Source organism: Denitromonas halophila, assembly GCF_007625155.1.
Taxonomy (GTDB): Bacteria; Pseudomonadota; Gammaproteobacteria; order Burkholderiales; family Rhodocyclaceae; genus Nitrogeniibacter; species Nitrogeniibacter halophilus.
In genome coordinates this window covers 14,369-33,526 of the sequence record NZ_VMNK01000019.1, presented here as the reverse complement: position 1 = coordinate 33,526, position 19,158 = coordinate 14,369, and the positions used below count along the sequence as shown (strand labels likewise).

General features: G+C 66.3%; 17 protein-coding genes. 11 read left to right on the top strand and 6 right to left on the bottom strand.

All coding sequences use genetic code 11. The features are described from left to right. Positions 1 to 26 precede the first annotated feature (26 nt). Both FHP91_RS19265 and FHP91_RS19260 read left to right on the top strand, forming a co-directional pair. Positions 27 to 1,424 (top strand): NfeD family protein, encoded by a 1,398-nt coding sequence (locus FHP91_RS19265; protein WP_222105256.1) that lies wholly within the window; start codon positions 27 to 29, stop codon positions 1,422 to 1,424. Continuing rightward, entirely contained in the window at positions 1,421 to 2,206 is a 786-nt protein-coding gene (locus FHP91_RS19260) for a slipin family protein (protein WP_144311125.1), read from the top strand. Before FHP91_RS19265 ends, FHP91_RS19260 begins: the two co-directional genes overlap by 4 nt. A gap of 320 nt (positions 2,207 to 2,526) precedes the next feature. On the opposite strand, the gene FHP91_RS19255 is transcribed toward FHP91_RS19260, so the two are convergent. Beyond that, on the bottom strand, positions 2,527 to 4,983 hold the full coding sequence (locus FHP91_RS19255) for a Lon protease family protein (protein WP_144311124.1): 2,457 nt from the start codon (positions 4,981 to 4,983) through the stop codon (positions 2,527 to 2,529). A 26-nt stretch (positions 4,984 to 5,009) separates the two neighbouring features. On the opposite strand from FHP91_RS19255, the gene FHP91_RS19250 reads away from it, so the two are divergent. After that, positions 5,010 to 5,201: a hypothetical protein gene (locus FHP91_RS19250; protein ID WP_144311123.1), complete on the top strand. Its 192-nt coding sequence runs from the start codon at positions 5,010 to 5,012 to the stop codon at positions 5,199 to 5,201. Here the strand turns inward: FHP91_RS19250 and FHP91_RS19245 are convergent. Then, the gene (locus FHP91_RS19245; protein ID WP_144311122.1) at positions 5,189 to 6,067 is read right to left on the bottom strand and encodes a spermine/spermidine synthase domain-containing protein; all 879 of its coding nucleotides are present in this window, start codon (positions 6,065 to 6,067) and stop codon (positions 5,189 to 5,191) included. The genes FHP91_RS19250 and FHP91_RS19245 overlap by 13 nt on opposite strands. Positions 6,068 to 6,237: 170 nt before the next feature. Here FHP91_RS19245 and FHP91_RS19240 point away from each other — a divergent pair, with 170 nt between their 5' ends. Both FHP91_RS19240 and mgtE read left to right on the top strand, forming a co-directional pair. Beyond that, a complete protein-coding gene (locus tag FHP91_RS19240) occupies positions 6,238 to 7,113 on the top strand; it encodes a lytic transglycosylase domain-containing protein (protein ID WP_186301645.1) in 876 nt (291 codons plus the stop codon). Between the two features lie 97 nt (positions 7,114 to 7,210). Further along, positions 7,211 to 8,842, top strand: a complete 1,632-nt coding sequence (gene mgtE / locus FHP91_RS19235; RefSeq protein ID WP_186301644.1) for a magnesium transporter — start codon at positions 7,211 to 7,213, stop codon at positions 8,840 to 8,842. Between the two features lie 30 nt (positions 8,843 to 8,872). Here mgtE and FHP91_RS19230 read toward each other — a convergent pair whose 3' ends face one another. The 3 genes from FHP91_RS19230 to FHP91_RS19220 all read right to left on the bottom strand — a co-directional run bounded on the left by FHP91_RS19230 (position 8,873) and on the right by FHP91_RS19220 (position 12,800). After that, entirely contained in the window at positions 8,873 to 9,874 is a 1,002-nt protein-coding gene (locus FHP91_RS19230) for an asparaginase (protein ID WP_144311121.1), read from the bottom strand. Next, positions 9,874 to 11,274, bottom strand: coding sequence for an aspartate ammonia-lyase (locus FHP91_RS19225; RefSeq protein WP_144311120.1), 1,401 nt, complete (start codon positions 11,272 to 11,274; stop codon positions 9,874 to 9,876). The genes FHP91_RS19230 and FHP91_RS19225 overlap by 1 nt, the downstream gene beginning before the upstream one ends. A gap of 68 nt (positions 11,275 to 11,342) precedes the next feature. Further along, positions 11,343 to 12,800 (bottom strand): alanine/glycine:cation symporter family protein, encoded by a 1,458-nt coding sequence (locus tag FHP91_RS19220; RefSeq protein ID WP_144311119.1) that lies wholly within the window; start codon positions 12,798 to 12,800, stop codon positions 11,343 to 11,345. 261 nt (positions 12,801 to 13,061) lie between these two features. On the opposite strand from FHP91_RS19220, the gene FHP91_RS19215 reads away from it, so the two are divergent. The 4 genes from FHP91_RS19215 (at position 13,062) to FHP91_RS19200 (ending at position 16,828) form a co-directional block, all read left to right on the top strand. Next, positions 13,062 to 13,874, top strand: a complete 813-nt coding sequence (locus tag FHP91_RS19215; protein WP_144311118.1) for a helix-turn-helix domain-containing protein — start codon at positions 13,062 to 13,064, stop codon at positions 13,872 to 13,874. A gap of 142 nt (positions 13,875 to 14,016) precedes the next feature. After that, positions 14,017 to 14,865: a hypothetical protein gene (locus FHP91_RS19210; RefSeq protein WP_144311117.1), complete on the top strand. Its 849-nt coding sequence runs from the start codon at positions 14,017 to 14,019 to the stop codon at positions 14,863 to 14,865. Positions 14,866 to 15,401: 536 nt separating this feature from the next. After that, complete coding sequence (locus tag FHP91_RS19205; RefSeq protein ID WP_144311116.1) at positions 15,402 to 16,358, top strand: DMT family transporter; 957 nt, start codon at positions 15,402 to 15,404, stop codon at positions 16,356 to 16,358. Positions 16,359 to 16,417: 59 nt separating this feature from the next. Continuing rightward, positions 16,418 to 16,828 carry a hypothetical protein gene (locus tag FHP91_RS19200; protein ID WP_246116378.1) on the top strand — a complete coding sequence of 137 codons (411 nt, stop codon included), beginning with the start codon at positions 16,418 to 16,420 and terminating at the stop codon, positions 16,826 to 16,828. Positions 16,829 to 16,926: 98 nt separating this feature from the next. On the opposite strand, the gene FHP91_RS19195 is transcribed toward FHP91_RS19200, so the two are convergent. Further along, on the bottom strand, positions 16,927 to 17,910 hold the full coding sequence (locus FHP91_RS19195; RefSeq protein ID WP_246116377.1) for an alpha/beta fold hydrolase: 984 nt from the start codon (positions 17,908 to 17,910) through the stop codon (positions 16,927 to 16,929). Positions 17,911 to 18,051: 141 nt separating this feature from the next. Here FHP91_RS19195 and pqqA point away from each other — a divergent pair, with 141 nt between their 5' ends. Both pqqA and pqqB read left to right on the top strand, forming a co-directional pair. Then, complete coding sequence (pqqA, locus tag FHP91_RS21530) at positions 18,052 to 18,186, top strand: pyrroloquinoline quinone precursor peptide PqqA (RefSeq protein ID WP_246116376.1); 135 nt, start codon at positions 18,052 to 18,054, stop codon at positions 18,184 to 18,186. Positions 18,187 to 18,235: 49 nt separating this feature from the next. Next, complete coding sequence (gene pqqB, locus FHP91_RS19185; protein ID WP_144311115.1) at positions 18,236 to 19,150, top strand: pyrroloquinoline quinone biosynthesis protein PqqB; 915 nt, start codon at positions 18,236 to 18,238, stop codon at positions 19,148 to 19,150. The last annotated feature ends 8 nt before the right edge of the window (positions 19,151 to 19,158 follow it).

Genomic DNA, 19,158 nt, shown 5'->3' with positions numbered 1-19,158 from the left:
GTCTTGCGCGACCCTGGGAGGACACGATGATCCGATGCGACACCGCAAGGTTCTGGATGGCCCTGCGCCACATGTTGATGATGTTGGCGCTGTTCGGCGTGATGTCGGCGCAGGCCGCGACGGTGCGTGTGTTGCAGGTCGACGGCGTGATCGGCCCGGCCTCGGCAGACTTCATCCTGCAAGGTCTGGAGGATGTGGGCGAGGTGGAGGCGGTGGTCATCGCCCTCGACACCCCCGGCGGGCTGGACACCTCGATGCGCCAGATCATCAAGGCGATTCTCGCCTCACCCGTGCCGGTCATTACCTATGTGAGCCCAGAGGGCGCACGCGCCGCCAGTGCCGGCACCTTCATTCTCTACGCCAGCCATCTCGCAGCGATGACGCCCGCGACCAACCTGGGCGCGGCTTCGCCGGTGGCGGTGGGCATGCCGGGGGGCACGAAGCCCAGCCCGAAACCGGGCGATCCGGCCCCCGACTCGGCCGACCCGGCGGACAAAGCGGACGGCCTCACCCCCTCGCTGGGCGGTGACACCCTGGCCCGCAAGGCCACCAACGATGCCACGGCCTATATCCGCAGCCTGGCCGAGTTGCGCGGGCGCAATGTGGATTTTGCGGAAAAAGCGGTGCGCGAGGCGGCCAGCCTGTCGGCCGAGGCGGCGCTGCGCGAGGGGGTGATCGATGTGATCGCCGCCGATGTGCCCGATCTGCTCAAACAGATCGACGGCCGCGAGGTGACGCTGCCCGGCGGCAAGCGCGCGCTGCAAACCGCTGGCGCCGCCATCGACACCCAGTTGCCCGACTGGCGGCATCAGGCGCTGGCCGTGCTGGCCAACCCGCAACTGGCGCTGGTACTGATGATGATCGGCTTCTACGGCCTGTTCGTGGAGTTCACCAGCCCTGGCTTTGGCGTGCCCGGCGTGGCCGGCGCGATCTGCCTGCTGCTGGCCATGTATGCCTTCCAGATGCTGCCCATCAACTGGGCCGGCGTCGGGCTGGTGGCCTTGGGGCTGGTGTTGATGACGGCGGAAGTGTTTCTGCCCAGCTTCGGGGTGCTCGGCATCGGCGGCATTGCGGCGATGGTGCTCGGCGGGCTGTTTTTGATCGACAAGGAAGCCCCGGGCTTTGCTGTGTCGCTGCCCTTTATTGTGGGCACGGCAGTGGCTGCTGCCGGGCTGATTTTTCTGGCCGGCACGCTGTTTCTCAAGAGCCGCGGCCGGCCGCTCGCCAGCGGTGCCGGCCAGTTGCTTGGCCGGGTCGGTGAAGTCACGGCCATCGACGGTGCCGAGGCCTGGGCGCATGTCGATGGCGAGCAGTGGCAGGTCCGCAGCGCCCAGCCCCTGAGCGCCGGCCAGCGCATTCGTATTACCGCCATTGACGGGCTGGTGCTGTCCGTCGAACCCATCGATTCAGGGAGTCTCTCATGAGTTTCGATACCCTCACCGGCATTGCGCCGGTCATCATCCTGCTCGTCGCCCTGCTGGCGGCGTCGATCAAGATCCTGCGCGAGTACGAGCGCGGCGTGGTGTTCACCCTCGGGCGCTTCACCAGCGTCAAGGGGCCGGGCCTGATCATCCTCATCCCCGGCATCCAGCAGATGGTGCGGGTTGATTTGCGGGTGGTGACCATGGACGTGCCCAGCCAGGACGTGATTTCGCGCGACAACGTGTCGGTCAAGGTCAACGCGGTGGTGTATTTCCGCGTGGTGGATCCGCAGAGGGCGATCATCGCGGTAGAGAACTTCCTGATGGCGACCGGCCAGTTGGCGCAGACGACTTTGCGCGCGGTGCTCGGCAAGCATGAGCTCGACGAAATGCTCACCGAGCGCGACCGGCTCAACCTCGATGTGCAGAAGATCCTCGATGCGCAGACCGATGCCTGGGGTATCAAGGTAGCCAACGTCGAGATCAAGCATGTGGACATCGACGAGTCGATGATCCGCGCCATCGCCCGCCAGGCCGAGGCCGAGCGCGAGCGGCGGGCCAAGGTGATCCACGCCGAAGGCGAAAAGCAGGCCGCGGTGGCCTTGCTCGAAGCCGCCCAGATGCTCGCCGTCGAACCGGCCGCGATGCAGCTGCGCTACTTGCAGACGCTCACCCAGGTGGCCGGTGACCGCACCTCGACGGTGATCTTCCCGGTGCCGGGCAACCTGCTCGATGGCCTGTTCAAACAGGCCATGGCCGGCAAACCGCCGGCCGCTGAGCCGTAGGGCGGATAAGCGCAGCGCATCCGCCGAACAACGCCCCGAAGTCGCACCGATGGCGGATGCGCCTGCGGCGTATCCGCCCTACGTGATTCGGGCCGTCGGGCGGGGCAGCCCACCATCACCGCACGGGCGTAGGTTGGGTTGAGCAACGCGAAGCCCAACGCAACAACGCGGCTCTCTGGGGCATTACCTGTTGGGCTTCGCTACGCACGACCCAACCTACTCGACTGCCCACCGTCGGTGCTGGATGCGTCGGCAGGCGGGCACGAAGGTATCGGCCGGATTTGGTGGGCGGCAAGCCGCCCACCCTGCGGGAATCGGCCTCAATCGCCGGCGGTGATGTCGCGCTGACGTGCCACACCGCGCCCGCGATGGCGTGAAATGCGACTGTTCTCGTCCGGGCTGGCGTGGCGGCGGGCGGCCATGTCGGCCAATGCGGCAGCCACTTTGTAGTTGATGCTGTTGCGCGGCATGGCGCCTTTGCTGTCGGGGGCGCCGGCGGCCAGGCCGGTGAGGATCTGCATGGCCTGGTCGACGGTGGTCACCGCGTGGATATGGAAGCGCCCTTCGCGGGCGGCGGCCACCACGTCTTCGCGCAGCATCAGGTGGCGCACGTTGGGCGCGGGAATCACCACGCCCTGGTCGCCGGTCAGGCCCTGCGCCAGGCACAGGTCGAAATAGCCTTCGATCTTTTCGTTCACCCCGCCAATGGCCTGCACCTCGCCAAACTGGTTCACCGAGCCGGTGACGGCCAGATTCTGGCGGATGGGCACCTGCGCCAGCGCCGACAGCAGCGCGCACAGCTCGCCCAGCGAGGCCGAGTCGCCTTCGACCGGTGCGTAGGACTGCTCGAACACCAGGCTGGCGGTGAGTGACAGCGGCTGGTGGCGGGCGTAGCGCGCGGCCAGAAAGGCGGTGAGGATGAGCACGCCCTTGGAGTGGATCGCGCCGCCCAGATCGGTTTCGCGTTCGATGTCGACCACGTCGCCCTCGCCCACGCGGGCGGTGGCGGTGATGCGCACCGGGTGGCCGAAATGCTGGCCGGCCAGCGATACCACCACCAGACCATTGACCTGGCCGGCGCGCTCGCCGGCGGTGGAGATCAGCGTGGTGCCTTCGATGATCGACTGGCGCACCTGGTCGGGGTAGCGCGCCATGCGCCGGGCGCTGGCGGCCAGGGCGGTGTCGATGTGTTCGCGACCGATCGCCGGGGCCGCTTCACCGCGGGCAAAGTGGTCGGCCTCGCGCATGATGTCGGAGATCAGGCGGGTGTGCAGGGTGAGGCGGTCGGCGGCTTCGGCCAGCCGGGCGCCTTCTTCCACCAGCCGTGCCATGGCGCCGCGGTCGAGCGGCAGCAGCTCGGCATTGCGCGCCAGCGTGGTCAGTAGTCGGGCGTAGCGTTGTTCGTTGTCGGGCGTGCGCGGCAGGTCGTCGTCAAAGTCGGCCGCCACCTTGAACAGTTCGCCAAACTCGGGGTCATGATCGGTCAGCAGATAAAAGGTGTCGCGGTCGCCGATCATCACCACCTTGAGCGCACAGGGCGCCGGCTCAGGCTCCAGGCTCAACGAGCCTGACCAGCTTTGCGCCTCGGCCGGCGGTTCGATGCGGATCTCGCCGCTGCGCAGCGCACGCTTGAGGCCCTCCCAGGCATAGGGCTGGGCAAACATGCGGTCGGCGTCGAGGATCAGGTAACCGCCGCTGGCGCGGTGCAGCGCGCCGGCGCGGATCAGGTTGTAGTGAGTGACCACGTTGCCCATCTGGGTCACATGTTCAATGCGGCCGATCAGGTTGCCGAAGCCGGCGTTGGTCTCGTGCACCACCGGCGCGCCCTCGGTGGCGGCATGGTCGACCAGCAGCTTGATCTGGTAGCGGTGGAAGCGGCTGCCGTCTTCGGCGGGGGTGTCTTCCTCCTCCTCGCCGGGGCTGATCCAGTTGGCGCCGGAGTCGAGCAGATCCTTGCGGATGGCGTCGAAGAAGGCCTGCACCTGCGGCAGGTCGGCGTATTTTTCGCGCAGCGGGCGCAGCAGCAGCGCCACGGCGGGGCCGAGCACCTCGCGCTCGGCACGGTCGATGGCGTCGCGCAGCTCCTGGCGCCAGCTGGGGAATTCGTCGAGCAGGTCGGCGAGGCGGTCGCTCCAGTCGCCGACTTTCTTCTCGACCGCGGCCTGCGCGTCCTTGGGCTGGGCTTCGAAGAGCTCCGGCGTCATCGGTTCGCCATCGACGGTGGGTGCAAACACAAAGCCCTCGGCGGTGCGCAAAAAAGCGAGTCCGTCGGCGTGGCATTGCTCGCCCAGTTCGCGTAGCGCGCCTTCTTCACGCGCCTTGTGCGCTTCTTGCAGGGCGGAGACGCGGCCTTCGTGGGTTTCGCTGTCGAGTGCGTCGTCAATGGCCGGGCCGAGCTCGCGGATCAGGGTCTGCATGTCGGTGCGCAGCTGCGCGCCGCGACCAGCGGGCAGGCTGAGCAGTTGCGGGCGCTGCGGATCGTCGAAGTTGTGCAGGTAGCACAGGTCGGGCGGCACGGCACGGGTGGCGGCGTGTTCCTTGAGCAGCCGGTTGACGATGGCATGACGGCCGCTGCCGTGTGCACCGAGCACAAACACGTGGTAACCGGGTTGGTGCATGGCCAGTGCAAAGCGTAGCGCTTCTTCGGCCCGGCCCTGGCCGAGCGACACGGTGGCGTCGGGCAGGCCGGTGAGTTGCTCTGTGGTGTCGAAAGGAAAACTGGCGGGATCGCAGATGGTGCGCAGGCGGTGGTCGGGCAGGGCGGGCGAACCGGCCATGGAAGCGTGCTCCGGATAAGAGGGGGATGCGCAATGTTAACCGAAGCCGGACCGGGCGGGTCGATGCTGCCAATGCGGAAGACGACGATGGCATCACGTACTTCACGAGCCCGGCGACAGGCGTCATCAATACCGCGCAGCGTGCCGAGGCGAGTGCGGTCGAACAGGGCCGATGCGGTGTCGTTGATGGCGCGGGTCAGGCCGCTCAGCGGCCGTGATGAAACGCGCGCTGCGCCAGACGCAGCTTGGCGGCGCGCTCGAGCTGGTCAACAAAGTCCGGAAAATCGAGCTGACAGCGGTCTTGCCATTGCAGCGCCAGTTTGCGCAGCCGGCGCCAGTCGGGGCGAAAGGCCCGATCATTGAACGCGAACAGCAGATGGTTGCCGTCGTCGTGAACCGGTAGAACGATCACGCGGTCATCGAAGACGTCGAGCGCCGTGCCGATCAGCCCCCCGTAGAGCGATTGCTCGCCGGCCAGGTTGATGACCAGCAAGCCGCGCGCCGACAGTTTTTCCGCCGCGTTTTCAAAAAACACCCGGTTGCCCAGCGTGGGCGCGTAGCCCGTGGCGTTGAAGGCATCGACCAGCAGCACGTCGACGCCCGCCTCGGCATGTGCCAGGTAGTCGGCGCCGTCGGTCTGAAGCACCTGCAGATGCGCATCGTCTGGCGGCACCCGGAAGGTGTCGCGCAGGGCGATCACGTCGGGGTCGAGCTCGATGGCGGTGAAGTGCGTCGTGGGCAGGTGCTGGCGGCAGAATTTGACGATCGAGCCGCCGCCCAGGCCAATCAGCGCGATGCGTTGCGGCCGCGGCATGAACACCATGAACAGCATCATCTGCTGGGTGTAACGCAGGGCCAGCGTGTTGGGCGAGCGCGTGCGCATCGCGCTCTGGATCAGGCGCAGCGTGAAATACAGGGTGAGGTGCTCGCCGTCGTCGACGACGAAGGGGCGGGTGTAGCGGTCGTCGCGCAGTTGCTCGCTGAGTGCGACGGGATCGGCCGTCGGAGGTTCGAGCAGCAACACACGCCCCGGTTCGGTCATGAAGGGGCTGGGGATCTCGAACAGCAATTGGCTGGGCGGCATCGGCGCAACAACGACGGATAAGGACGGACAGATTCTAGCCGGTTGTCGGCACGCACCACCGGCCGACCGGCGTGCGGATGTCACGGCCGGCCTAAACTTGCTGCGCTGCCGGGACGTTATCAATACAGGTGTCACGGAAGCCGCCGTGTGTTTGAGGTAGTTTGTCCCCCATGATTCTGGCGAAACTGAATCCTCGCGTGCTGTTGTGCGTGCTGTCGGTCGTGGTGTTGATGCCGCTTGTGGCGCACGCCGAGAGCGGCAGCCTCTTCCCCGACGAGGCGCCGGTCATTGCCCGGCTGCTCGACGATGGCATCGCCGCCGAGGCGGTGGGTTTTGCGGCGGGTGCCGAGGCGCGCTATTGCTGGGCGGCGCGGCTTGGCAGCGTCGAGGGGCAATATCGCCTCGGTAGGTTCTATCAGACCCATCCGCGGCCAGGGGTGGGATCCACGGTGGCGACCACCTTGCTCTCTTTTGCCGCGCAGCGCGGTCATCTTGCGGCGCAAAGACGTCTCGCCGGGCGGGCGCCCGGCCGCATCGACACCCCGGCCTGCTTCGAGCAGCCGCTCGATCTTGCCGTCATCAAGACGCTTGGTCGTGTCATTTCGCGGCATGAAGTCCAGCGCTATGTCGCCGCGCTGCCGGTCGGTCGGCGTTCGCATGCGCAGATGGTGCAGCGCCTCGCGCCACGCTTTGGTGTCGATCCGCGCTTTGCGCTGGCCATCGTGCGCAATGAGTCGGGCTTCGACCCCAGCGCACGCTCGCCCAGGAACGCCATGGGCCTGATGCAGCTCATTCCCGAAACCGCCAAGCGATTCGATGTTGTCGACGCCTTCGACCCCGAGCAAAACATTCGCGGCGGCCTGGCCTATCTGCGCTGGTTGCTCGATAAATTCGAGGGTGACATCGCCCGCACGGCGGCAGCCTACAACGCCGGCGAAGGGGTGGTGATGCGCTACGGCGGTGTGCCGCCCTATCCCGAAACCCGAGAGTACGTCGAGCGGGTGTTGGGTTTCTATCGTGCCACACGGCATGTGGCACCCGGGTGAGTGGCGAGGGGCTCAGCCTTGTCTTCCTGACGTGTCACAATGTTGAACTGCGCCATCCCGGCGCAATGGACGAATCTAGCGAATAACAGGCGACGGTATGACCGATCAGGCGATGGACAGCGTGCGCACGGAGATCGCCCAGATCATCGATGCGCTCGAGACGGGCAAGTACAAGCGGGTTCGCAAGCGCCTGCGGCACATGCATCCGGCCAAGATCGCCAGCCTGATCGAAACCCTGGACGACGCGCTGCGGTTGTCAGTGTGGCAGCAGGTCGACGCCGCACATGAGGGGCGGATTCTCGCGCACCTGACGCCAGAGTTGGCGCGCCAACTGCATAGCGAATCCGGCGAGTCGATATCCACCGAAGAGGAAGCGGCCGCGGCCAGCGAAGCGCATCACGCCAGCACCCAGATGCGCGAAGTGCGTGAAGCGCTGGCACTGGGCAAGCTCAAGCGGGTCGGCAAGATTCTGCATGCCATGCATCCGGCCAAGGTCGCCGGGCTGCTCGAATCCTTGCCGCCCAAAGAGCGGGTCGACGCCTGGAGCATGGTCGAGACCGACCGCGCGGGCAAAGTCCTGAGCTACCTGCATGACGAAAGCTGTGCGTCGCTGGCGATGGAGATGGATCCCGAAGATCTGGTGATCGCGGTGCGCCGGCTCGATCTCGATGACCTGGTCGACTTGATCCAGGCTCTGCCTGAAGAGGTGGGCCGGCAGGTGCTGCAGGCCACCGATGAGCGCCACCGTGAAAAGCTGGTGTCGATGCTCTCCTATCCGGAGGACTCCGCCGGCGGTTTGATGAACACCGACCACATCTCGGTGCGCCCCGACGTCAAGGTGCAAACGGTGCTCGGCTATCTGCGCCTGCTCAAGACCCTGCCGGTGCAGACCGACAAGCTGATGGTGGCCGACCGTAAAGGCGTCTATCAGGGCGCGCTGCGCCTCAGCACGCTGGTCACCGTGCAGCCCGAGCGGCGGGTGGCCGACATCATGGACACCGAGATCCCGGCCATTCCGGTCGACATGCCGGACGACGAAGTGGCCCGCCTGTTCCAGGATCTCGACCTGCTCTCCGCGCCGGTGGTTGACGCGCAGAACAACCTGATCGGGCGGATCACCGTCGATGACGTGGTCGACCAGATCCGCGAAAGCTCCGAGCGCGCCATGATGAACATGGCCGGTCTCGACCAGGAAGCCGACATTTTCGCCCCCGTGCTCACCAGCTCGCGGCGTCGCGCCGTGTGGCTGGGCATCAACCTTGTCACCGCCTTTCTTGCCGCCTGGGTGATTGGCCTGTTCCAGACCACCTTGGAGCGCGTCGTTGCGCTCGCCGTGCTCATGCCCATCGTCGCCAGCATGGGCGGCATCGCCGGCAGCCAGACGCTCACGCTGGTGATCCGCGGCATGGCACTCGGTCAGGTGGCGGGGGGCAACGCGCGCGCGCTGCTGAGCAAGGAGATGGGCATCGCTGCGCTCAACGGCGTGGTGTGGGCGGTGGTGGTCGCCGGGCTGGCGGTGGCGTGGTTTGGCGACTGGCAGATCGGCGGCGTCATCGGCGCCGCCATCCTCATCAACCTGCTCTTCGCCGCCCTGGCCGGCCTCATTGTGCCCTTGGTGCTCGACCGCATGGGCATCGATCCGGCGCTGGCTGGCGGGGTGATCCTCACCACCGTCACCGATGTGATCGGCTTTTTCGCCTTTCTGGGGTTGGCGACGGTGGTGTTGTAGGCGTGGCGGTGTGGCCGGATGAATCCGGCCTTACGACATCTCCCCGCACAGCGGCCGGCCGAGCTGCGCGCGCACGGCCGCGGCGTCACCGCCGTCGGCCAGCAGCACATGCAGCTTGGCAAAGGCGGCTTCGGGCGTCATGTCGCCGCCCGGTACCACACCGATGCGGTTGAGCACCGCGCCGGTGGCGTAGGCGCCCTGAGCCACCGGGCCGACCGGGCATTGGCTGGTGTTGAGCACCACCACGCCGCGGTCCACGGCGCGGGCCAGGGTGTCGATCAGCGCGGCGTCGGCGTCGGGCACGTTGCCCACGCCGTAGCTGGCGAGGATCAGGCCGCGCACGGCGGGGGATTCGAGCAGGGCGTCGACCACCCGCGCCGGCAGCCCCGGCCAGATCGGCAGCACCGCCACCGCTTCGGCATCGAACGCCGGCAGTGTGAAGCGGCGTTCGGTCGGCGCCAGCAGGCGCTCGGGGTGGACGGTGATGTCGATGCCGATGTCGGCCAGCGGTAGGCAGTTGGGCGAGTCGAAGGCGTCGAAGGCGACGCTCTTGAGCTTGCGGCTGCGGTTGCCGCGCAGCAGGCGCTGGCCGAACAGCAGGCCGACTTCGCGCACCGTGCCGGCGGCGGCGATCTCCAGCGCGGCGCGCAGGTGGCCGGCGGCGTCGCTGCGCGGCAGCAGCAGCGGGATCTGCGCGCCGGTGAAGATCACCGGTTTGTCGGCGCCGCGCAGCATGAAGGACAGCGCCGAGGCGCTCCACGCCATGGTGTCGGTGCCGTGCAGCACCACGAAGCCGGCGTAGTCGTCCCAGCGGCTGAGCAGCGCGTCGGCGATGTGGCGCCAGTGCGCCGGCTGCAGGTTGGCGCTGTCGATCAGCGGCGCCAGCTCGACAATGTCGCAATCCGGCGCGCCCGTCGCCTGCAACTGTGCGCCGAGCGCCGCGCCGAAGCCGGCCATCGGCCGCAGGCCGTCGGGCGAGCCGGTCATGCCGATGGTGCCCCCGGTGTGGAGGATCAGCACGCGCGCGTTCATCAGGCGGCGCGCTGCGGCGCGAGCATCGATTGCGGGCTGAGCAGCAGGTCGAGCTGCGCGGTGCTGAGCAGGCCTTCGCCGATCACCAGCTCGCGCACCGTGGCACCGCTGTGGAGCGCCTGCGCGGCGATGCGCGAGGCGTTGGCATAGCCGATGTGCGGCACCAGCGCGGTGATCACGCCGATGCTGCGGTCCACATGCGCCTGGCACTGTTCGCGGTCGGCGCGAATGCCGCGGATGCAGCGCGTTTCGAACATGTGGCAGGCCGCGCCGAGCATCTTGAGCGAGTTGAGCAGGTTGTAGACGATCAGCGGCTCCATGGCGTTGAGCTGCAGCTGGCCGGCTTCGGCGGCCATGGTGACGGCCAGATCGTTGCCGATGACCTGGTAGGCTACCTGATTGACCGCCTCGGGGATCACCGGATTGACCTTGCCCGGCATGATCGACGAGCCCGGCTGCATCGGCGGCAGGTGGATCTCGCCCAGGCCGGTGCGCGGGCCGCTGGAGAGCAGGCGCAGGTCGTTGGCGATCTTGGAGAGTTTGACCGCCAGGCGCTTGAGCACGCCCGAGAACAGCACGAAGGCGCCCATGTCGGAGGTGGCCTCGACCAGGTTGGCTGCCGGCACGATCGGCTTGCCGGAAATCTCGGCCAGATAGCGTACCGCCAGCGCCGCGTAGTCGGGGTGGGTGTTGATGCCGGTGCCGATGGCCGTGCCGCCGAGGTTCACTTCGCACAGCAGACGGCACACATCGTTGAGCCGCTCGATGTCTTCGCCGAGCGTGACCGCAAAGGCGTCGAACTCTTGGCCCAGCGTCATTGGCACGGCGTCTTGCAGTTGCGTGCGGCCCATCTTCAGCACGTCGGCAAACTCGCGGCCCTTGGCTTCGAGCGCGGCCTTGAGGCTGGCGATGGCGGCGATCAGCGGCTCGGTGGCCAGTTGCAGGCCGACGCACACCGCGGTGGGGTAGGCGTCGTTGGTCGACTGCGACTTGTTCACATCGTCGTTGGGGTGCAGGTACTCGTAGGCGCCCTTGGGGTGGCCGAGTTGCTCCAGCGCGAGGTTGGCGATCACCTCGTTGGCATTCATGTTGGTCGAGGTGCCGGCGCCGCCCTGGATCAGGTCAACCACAAAAGCGGCGTGCAGTCGGCCGTCGGTGATCTCTTCGCAGGCCGAAAGGATGGCCGCCGCCTTGTGCGGGGCGAGCAGGCCGAGGTCGCGATTGGCGCTGGCCGCGGCGGCCTTGACCATCGCCAAGGCGTTGATGAAGTGCGGGAAGTGGCTGATCGGCACGCCGGTGAGGGCAAAGTTGTCGACCGCGCGCTGGGTCTGCACGCCGTACCAGGTGTCGGCCGGCAGGGCCATGTCGCCAAGCAGGTCGTGTTCGATGCGGGTTGTCATGGGGGTCTATCCGTGAAGTCGGAGAGGGCCCCGGGGCCGGTGCGGCCCCGGGGTGTCAGGGGTGAAGCTCAGGCCGGTTGCAGGCGGGCCTTGGTGTTGCGTGCGAGGTCTTCGGGCTCGATCTCCCAGGCCTCGGGGTCGATGTCCAGATCGGCGAAGCGCTTGGCGTCGAACACCGGTTCTTCGATGCCCGCGGCGATCTGCTCGTCGTAGTCGCGCATGATGCGCAGCCCCGGCTTGAACAGCATCGCCAGCGCCAGCAGGTTGGCCAGGGCGAGGAAGCCCATGGTCACGTCGGCAAAGGCAAACACCGTGCCCAGGTCGGTAGTGCCGCCCCAGCCGCACAGGCCGACGGCCACCAGGCGGTAGGTCGTGGTCAGCGGACGGTTCTGGTCGCTGAAGTAGCTCAGGCTGTTCTCGCCCAGGTAGCAGTTGTAGATGATGGTGGTGAAGCCGAACAGCATCAGCGCGATGCTTACGAAGATGCGCCCCCACTCGCCCACATGGCTGGCCAGCGAGGCCTGCGTGAGCGCCACGCCGCCGATGTCGGTGGCAACGCCCGGCTGATACACCGTGCCCAGCAGGATGATGAAGGCGGTGCAGGAGCACAGGATCAGCGTGTCGATAAACACCGAAAACGCCTGCACGATGCCCTGGTTGGCCGGGTGCGGCACATAGGCCACGGCCGCCACGTTGGGCGCGCTGCCCAGGCCGGCCTCGTTGGAGAACAGGCCGCGCTTCACGCCCATCAAAATGGCCGCGCCGATACCGCCGCCGATGGCCGGCTCCAGGCCGAAGGCGCTCTTCACGATAAGCGCGATCACGCCCGGGATCTGCTCGATGTTGAGCACGATCACCGCCACCGCGATCAGCAGGTAGCCCACCGCCATCACCGGCACCAGCACCTCGGCCACCTTGGCAATACGCTTGACGCCGCCGAACAGGATCACCCCGATCACCACCGCCAGCACCGCACCGGTGGCCAGCACCGGAATGCCGAAAGCGTCTTCGAACGAAGTGGCCACCGCATACGACTGCAGCGCCGTGAAGCCGAAACCGAAGGTCATCAGCAGCAGCACCGAATACACCGCCGCCAGCCAGCCCCACTTGGCGCCCATGCCGCGGGCGATGTAGTGCGCCGGGCCGCCGCGGTAGGTGCCGTCGGGCTCGGCCTTCTTGTAGGCCTGCGCCAGCGTGCATTCAAAGTAGCTGGTGGCCATGCCGATCAGGCCCACCACCCACATCCAGAAGATCGCGCCCGGCCCGCCGAGCGTGATCGCCACCGCCACGCCGGCAATGTTGCCGCCGCCCACGCGGCCGGCTACCGACAGCATCAGCGCCTGGAACGAACTCAGGTGACCGTGCTTGTCCTTCGAAAAAGCCTGATTGGCCCCGAGGATGCGGAACATGCGGCCGAAATAGCGGAACTGCACGAAGCGCGAACCGATGGTGAACCACAGGCCGAGGCCGATCAGCACCACGATCAGCACTTTGCCCCACAAGAGGTCGTTGAGCAGATCAAGCATGACGCGGCCCTCCGCAAACGGTCAGTCGGCGGGCGGTCGTGCAGGGCAAAGAAAATAGGGTTGTGTGCATGGCAGGTCTCCATCTGCGGCTGCAGCCGCTGTTGTGTTTTTCATGCCGGACGGCAAGCCCATTTCAACAAGCGATGGGCCACACGACAATTTGACGGAGTGGGTCAAAACGTTGCGCATTGGCGCGCAAACTGCGCCATACTGCGCCAGATGCAGTCGATGACGGGCACGTATCCGCCCCGGGAGTCCCTCATGCACGATGATTTCGCGCGCAACCTGCGCTTGCTGTGCAGCTACTACAAATCCATTGCCGAAGTCTGCCGGCGGCTCAATGTGAACCGCCCCCAGTTCAACCGCTACCTCAGCGGCCGCTACCGCCCCTCGGCCAACACCCTGCGGCGCTTCTGCGAATTCTTCGGCGTCGACGAACACGAGATCCTGCTGCCCAGCGCCCAGTTCGAACGCCTGGTGCAAGTGCGCCCGCGCCACACCCCCGCGCCCGAGCCCGCTGCACCCGAAGCCCCCCACCTCGCCCAGCTCAAGGCCATCGGCACCGCCGGACTCGACAAATACCTCGGCTACTACTTCGAGACCTACCGCTCGATGGCCTGCCCCGGCAAGATCCTGCGCACCCTGGTGTGCCTGGAGCAACATGGCGGCCGCGTCTATTACCAGCGCACCGAACGCCTCGTCGAGCACCCGCACGAAAAGGCCTACCACGGCATCTACCTCGGCATGGCCCACTTCCTCACCGATCGCATCTTCCTGGCCGACTACGAATCGCTCACCGGCCTGGAAATGACGCAGACGATCCTCTTCCCCTCCTTCAAGAACCGCGTCACCCGCCTCACCGGCCTCAAGCTCGGCGTCTCCGGCAGCGGCGAACGCATGCCGTGCTGCGCGCGGGTGGTGTACGAGTTTCTCGGCCAGACGATTGATGTGCGGCGTGCGTTACGACTGTGCGGGCTGTATGACGCGGATGATCAACGGGTGGATGCCGCGACACGGGCGGCTGTGGTGAATGATGTGATGCCGGGGGAGTGGCATTTTCGGGGGCGGTTTTGAGGGGGCTCCATGACAATCAGTCGTTCACTGGCAAGTTGCCGTGCTGTTCAGGGCACCGCCTCCCCGCGTGAGAAAAATTTCACCAACTGATCGCCCAAAAAGCATGCTTGTAAATGTTGTCAGGATATGATTTTGGAAAGCCATGTCCTGCTTTCAGCGGAACATGACTTCTTGCCAGTATGCCTTTGCAAACGATGGATTTTCGGACCTGAATCCGATAGTCGATCTCCCTGTTTTTCGTGATCACAAGGAATCAATGATGAAGTTTGCTGCCTTTTTGGCCTTCGGTGCGACAACGATCATCAGTGGATGCGCCACTGTCATCAAGCCAACTGATCTGGCGACGCCCGAAAATTCGACGTGCGTGTATCTGCCGGAAGCCATTTCTTCTACGGGCAAGTTTGGGGTCGGATTTACCTGGACAACAAAGCTGGAGCGCGGGCCGTACGTTTCCGAGTATAGGGATGAAGGCGGGACGTACTACCGTGCGCCGCAAGGTGGATACTCTGTCATCGGTGAAAAGGGTGAAGGATTTCCTGGTATGGGTCGCACCATGGATGGCGGGATTTACTTGCCGAAGGATGCGTCGATGGCCCCGACGATCTACCGATACTCTACGGTGGGTGATGTTCCCGCCGTGGTACCTCCGGGGGAGGCCGACTGTAGTACGGCCGTGCTTATTGGCGACCCGGTTAGTGCCAAAGTGGACGTAGTGTCCTTCGCAGTGGGAGGTGCCATCGGCGGTGCTGTTGGTGGGGTGGTGGGGCGCAGTGTTACGTCGAAAAGCGCATTGAGCTATGGACAGGCAGCATCTACAGGAGCCGCAGGCGGCTTGATTGGAGGCGTTTTGATTGCGACTTTGATCAATGCTGAGGTCGGGAAAATCGTCAAGGCGCCGGTCATCCAGGACGCCGCATTCCTAGAGAAACTGAAGAACCTTCAGCTGAAGCCTGTTCCGGTGAGGCTGGCGCAAGCTTCGAGTAGCCAGTAGGCGGCGGAAGAGGCGCATTGGTTCACGTTGTAGGTATGCAGGGCCAAGTGCCGAAAGGCCGGCTTACCTCCACTACTTGAGGGCCTCGTTCCAGAAGCTGAATTCAACGGGTGTCGGTACGATCAGGCGATTCGTCAGCACGCGGATGTCGGGGCACGGGCGTCCGCGTTGGGTTCATCGATATCAGCACCTGAAATCCAGCGTTCGCATGGCCTCATGCACGTCCCCCCGAACTGTTTTGCCAAAAACTCGAACAGACTGAGCCTGTCGTTGCCCCTGGTGGCGTGATCTACTCGCAGTGTCCCCGGATGCGCCGCGCGTAGGTTGCGCCTGGCAGCAGGCCGGGCCGTTGAACCGCCCGGATGCTCAGGCACACCACAGAGACGCGTCATGCTCTTCTGCAACACCGCCCCGGTCCGCGCCTGCAGGCCGTGCTTTCATCGTCCCACGCTGGCGATGTCGTCGATTCTTTGCATGGCTGTGCGCGCGGCGTCGAATACCGTTGCAGCTATCGCTGACGACACGGAGCTGCGGCAATGACCCGGGCTTCGCAAGCGACGGCACAACCGCCCGAACATCGCCCCGGTGTAGCCGACGACCCCGCCGTGAGCGCCGCCGATGCCTGGAAGGGCGTGGCCGCGGCGGCGGTGGTGGTGTTGTGCTGGTCGGGGTTCAACATCGTGTCGCGCTTTGGCAGCACGGGGGCGTTTACGCCGTACGACATGGCGGCCCTGCGCTACGCGGTGTCGGCCACGCTGGCGCTGCCGTTTTTCATCCGCGACATTCCGGTGGCGCACTATCCGCGCTACTTCACGCTGGCGCTCTTTGGCGGCCTGGGCTATGCGCTGTTCGCCTACTCGGGCTTTGCGCTCGCGCCGAGCACGCATGCGGGGGTGTTCGTCAATGGTGGCATTCCGTTCTGGACGGCGGTGCTGCTGGCGCTGACCACCGGGCTGCAGCGCTCGCGCAAGGTCGTGGTGTCGCTCGTGCTGACGACTACGGGGCTGGTGCTGATCAGCGCCGAGAGCCTGTTTGCGCCCTTGGAGCCCGGGCAGTGGCTGGGCGATGTGCTGTTTTTGTGCGCGGCGGCCTCGTGGGCGATCTTCGGCCTGCTGGTGCGGCGCTGGCAGCCGGGCGCGCGCAATGCCGTGGTCGGTATTGCCGGGATGTCGGCAGCGATCTACCTGCCGATCTATGTGCTCTGGCTGCCCAAGACGATCCAGTCGGCCGGCTGGGGGGACCTCGTGCTGCAAGGCGTCTATCAGGGCATGGTGGCCGCGCTGCTGGCTGCCGGCATGTATGCCTATGCCACTGCGCGGCTCGGCGCCAGCCGCGCCTCGATGGCGCTGGCACTGGTGCCGGCGGTGTCCGCCATTGGCGCCTATGCGCTGCTGGACGAACCGATCTCGCTGCTGGCCGGGGTCGGTATTCTGGTGGTGTCGGTTGGTGCGGGTCTGGGGGCGTGGGCGCCACGGCGCAATACACCGGTTTGAATTGGACGGGTGGCCGTTTGGCACATGACATTTTCTCAACGCGAGGCGGCGAGCGCGCAATGGCAATGAAGATCGCAACCGCCCTGGCGGTCGCTCTGCTGACGGTCGCTTGTGCCAGCACGTCGGCGCCGCTCGATACGACCCGCCTGTCGGCGGTGTATGTGCAGGACTTCACCTCTTCCGAGCCGATGGCCTGCACCACTGCCGATGTCGACCTGACCCACGCCGAGGCGCAGGCGTTTTTCAAACGCGCACGCCAGCTCGATGCGCGCACGCTGAGCGATAACTACCCGGTCGCGCCGTGCCATATCGAGGGCACCTTGAAGGCGGGCAAGCGCCTGTGCGACTGGCAGATCAGCGCGGCGGCTACCGGGGTGATCCGTTGTGAGGGTGGTGCGTGGTTTTTTGCCTGCGACGATTGCGGGGATCTGTTCGCCTCGACGACAAGCACGCCTGCCAGAAAACCTTGAGTCCGCGTAGGGCGAAAGCGAAGCGCCTTCCGCCGCTTGGCGTCGGCTGATCAATGGGCGTCTGAGTACGGGGCACAACGACGTGTGCGGGTTCTTGCTCAGGTGTTTGAGTCGCCCAAAACTGAACCCGTCTTGTCGGCAAAGTGCCGTGTCGCTTCCTGCAGCGCCGCCGCCATGGCAGGTGCAAACGGGCTGTGGCCGCAACCGTCGATCAGCTGCAGCGTGCTGCCGGGGCAGGCGGCGTGCACCGCGCGGGCGTTGTCGGGGTGGCAGATGCGGTCTTGCGTGCCGTGCAGGATCGCCACCGGCAGGCCGGCCATTGTTGCGGCAGCATCGCGCCACCAGTCGTTTTCCAGAAAGCAGTGGTGATGCAGGTAGTGCGCCTGCACGCGGTATTTGTCGATGGCGGTGGCGAGGGTGTCGCCGGTGGGTGGGGTGAAGCGGGCGGCGGGGCCGTTGTCGAGGGCGTTTTCCCAGGCCATCCAGGCGACAGTCAGCGCCGCCTGCTCGTTCGGATTGGCGGCGAGGAGGGTGGCGGGGAGCCAGTGGGCGAGTTTGGATCGCGCGCCCATGGGGGCGAGGGCGGCGAGGCGGGCGTGGATGGCGGGGGCGTGAGGGTGGCTGTCGTCGAAGAAGCGGCGCAGGTCGTCGCTTGATGCGAGGAAGACGCCGCGCAGAATGACGCCGAGGCAGGTGTCGCGGTGTTCGGCGGCGTAGGCCATTGCCAGTGTGGCGCCCCAGGAGCCGCCGAAGACCAGCCAGCGGTCGATGCCCAGACGCAGGCGGATGCGTTCGATGTCGGCGACCAAGTGCGCGGTAGTGTTGTGGGTGAGGCCGCCGCGCGGGGTGCTGCGGCCGCAGCCGCGTTGGTCGAACTGGATGATGTGGTAGCGCGTGGTGTCGAAGAATTGCCGGTGCCCGGTGGCCATGCTGCTGCCCGGCCCGCCGTGCAGGCAGATGACCGGCAGGCCGTCGGCGGCGCCGCTTTGCTCGATGTGCAGCTGGTGACCGTCGCCGACGTCGAGGGCGAAGACGGACCAGGGATCGGGGGGTGTGGACGGTGTCGATGGCATGGTGCTCATGCTAGTGCGTGGCGGCGCGATTGTCTTTACTGCCGTAGGGCGGGTTTCAACCCGCCATCGATATGGCGGGCGCGCTCGCCTCATGAAATTCTGTAGGCGTGAGTCCACATTCCCCGGATGTGTCGATGGGCGCGGGACGGCATGCTGGGCTCACGTGGCGCAAAGTTGCCGCGACACGCCTACAACCTCAGGAGACACATCATGAAATGGGAAACCCCGACCGCCGCCGACTTCCGCTTCGGCTTCGAGATCACCATGTACATCGCTACGCGTTAAGCCCGGCGAGGTCCGCGGGCGCTGCGCGCGGACCGCTCGGTGACACATCATGAAAATACGCGTACTTGGCGCCGGCGCTGGCGGTGGCTTTCCGCAGTGGAATTGCAACTGCCCCAATTGCGCGGGCCTGCGCAGCGGAAGTATCCGCGCCACGGCGCGCACGCAATCGTCGATCATCGTCAGCGGCGACGACGAACACTGGGCGCTGTTCAACGCCTCGCCCGACATCCTCACGCAGATCCAGCGCTGCCCGGTGCTGCAGCCGGGCCGGGCGCTGCGCGACACCGGCATTGCCGCCATCGTGCTGATCGACGCGCAGATCGACCACACCACCGGCCTCTACATGCTGCGCGAACACCGCCAGCCGCATGCGCTGTGGTGCACCCGGCCGGTGCGCGACGATCTGAGCACCGGCAACCCGCTGTTCGGCGTGCTCGAACACTATTGCGGCATCGACTGGCACGAGATTGCCCTCGGGCAGGACTTCGTAATCGATGCCATCGCCGGCCTGCGCTTCACCGCGCTGCCGCTGACCAGCAACGCGCCGCCTTATTCGCCCCGGCGTGACCGCCCCGAGCCGGGCGACAACATCGGCGTGAGGATCACCGACACCCGCAGCGGCCGCCGGCTGTTTTACGCGCCCGGCCTGGGGCAGATGGAAGACGCGGTGTGGGCGGCCATGCAGGCGGCCGACGTGGTGCTGGTGGACGGCACGCTGTGGACCGACGACGAGATGATCCGCCTCGGCGCCTCGGCCAAGACCTCGCGCGCCATGGGCCACATGCCGCAGTCCGGGCCCGACGGCATGATCGAATGGCTCGACCGCCTGCCGGCGAGCACCCGCAAGATCCTCATCCACATCAACAACACCAACCCCATCCTCAACGAAGACAGCGCCGAGCGCGCCGAGTTGGCGCGCCATGGCATCGAAGTGGCCTTCGACGGGATGGAGATCGCGCTGTAAGGCGCCCG

What these genes read in the sequence shown, in the direction of transcription:
- FHP91_RS19265 (WP_222105256.1), top strand. Translation starts at nt 27, where the DNA reads ATGATCCGATGCGACACCGCAAGGTTCTGGATGGCCCTGCGCCACATG.
- FHP91_RS19260 (WP_144311125.1), top strand. Translation starts at nt 1,421, where the DNA reads ATGAGTTTCGATACCCTCACCGGCATTGCGCCGGTCATCATCCTGCTC.
- FHP91_RS19255 (WP_144311124.1), bottom strand. Translation starts at nt 4,983, where the DNA reads ATGGCCGGTTCGCCCGCCCTGCCCGACCACCGCCTGCGCACCATCTGC.
- FHP91_RS19250 (WP_144311123.1), top strand. Translation starts at nt 5,010, where the DNA reads ATGCGCAATGTTAACCGAAGCCGGACCGGGCGGGTCGATGCTGCCAAT.
- FHP91_RS19245 (WP_144311122.1), bottom strand. Translation starts at nt 6,067, where the DNA reads ATGCCGCCCAGCCAATTGCTGTTCGAGATCCCCAGCCCCTTCATGACC.
- FHP91_RS19240 (WP_186301645.1), top strand. Translation starts at nt 6,238, where the DNA reads ATGATTCTGGCGAAACTGAATCCTCGCGTGCTGTTGTGCGTGCTGTCG.
- mgtE (WP_186301644.1), top strand. Translation starts at nt 7,211, where the DNA reads ATGACCGATCAGGCGATGGACAGCGTGCGCACGGAGATCGCCCAGATC.
- FHP91_RS19230 (WP_144311121.1), bottom strand. Translation starts at nt 9,874, where the DNA reads ATGAACGCGCGCGTGCTGATCCTCCACACCGGGGGCACCATCGGCATG.
- FHP91_RS19225 (WP_144311120.1), bottom strand. Translation starts at nt 11,274, where the DNA reads ATGACAACCCGCATCGAACACGACCTGCTTGGCGACATGGCCCTGCCG.
- FHP91_RS19220 (WP_144311119.1), bottom strand. Translation starts at nt 12,800, where the DNA reads ATGCTTGATCTGCTCAACGACCTCTTGTGGGGCAAAGTGCTGATCGTG.
- FHP91_RS19215 (WP_144311118.1), top strand. Translation starts at nt 13,062, where the DNA reads ATGCACGATGATTTCGCGCGCAACCTGCGCTTGCTGTGCAGCTACTAC.
- FHP91_RS19210 (WP_144311117.1), top strand. Translation starts at nt 14,017, where the DNA reads ATGTCCTGCTTTCAGCGGAACATGACTTCTTGCCAGTATGCCTTTGCA.
- FHP91_RS19205 (WP_144311116.1), top strand. Translation starts at nt 15,402, where the DNA reads ATGACCCGGGCTTCGCAAGCGACGGCACAACCGCCCGAACATCGCCCC.
- FHP91_RS19200 (WP_246116378.1), top strand. Translation starts at nt 16,418, where the DNA reads ATGGCAATGAAGATCGCAACCGCCCTGGCGGTCGCTCTGCTGACGGTC.
- FHP91_RS19195 (WP_246116377.1), bottom strand. Translation starts at nt 17,910, where the DNA reads ATGAGCACCATGCCATCGACACCGTCCACACCCCCCGATCCCTGGTCC.
- pqqA (WP_246116376.1), top strand. Translation starts at nt 18,052, where the DNA reads ATGCTGGGCTCACGTGGCGCAAAGTTGCCGCGACACGCCTACAACCTC.
- pqqB (WP_144311115.1), top strand. Translation starts at nt 18,236, where the DNA reads ATGAAAATACGCGTACTTGGCGCCGGCGCTGGCGGTGGCTTTCCGCAG.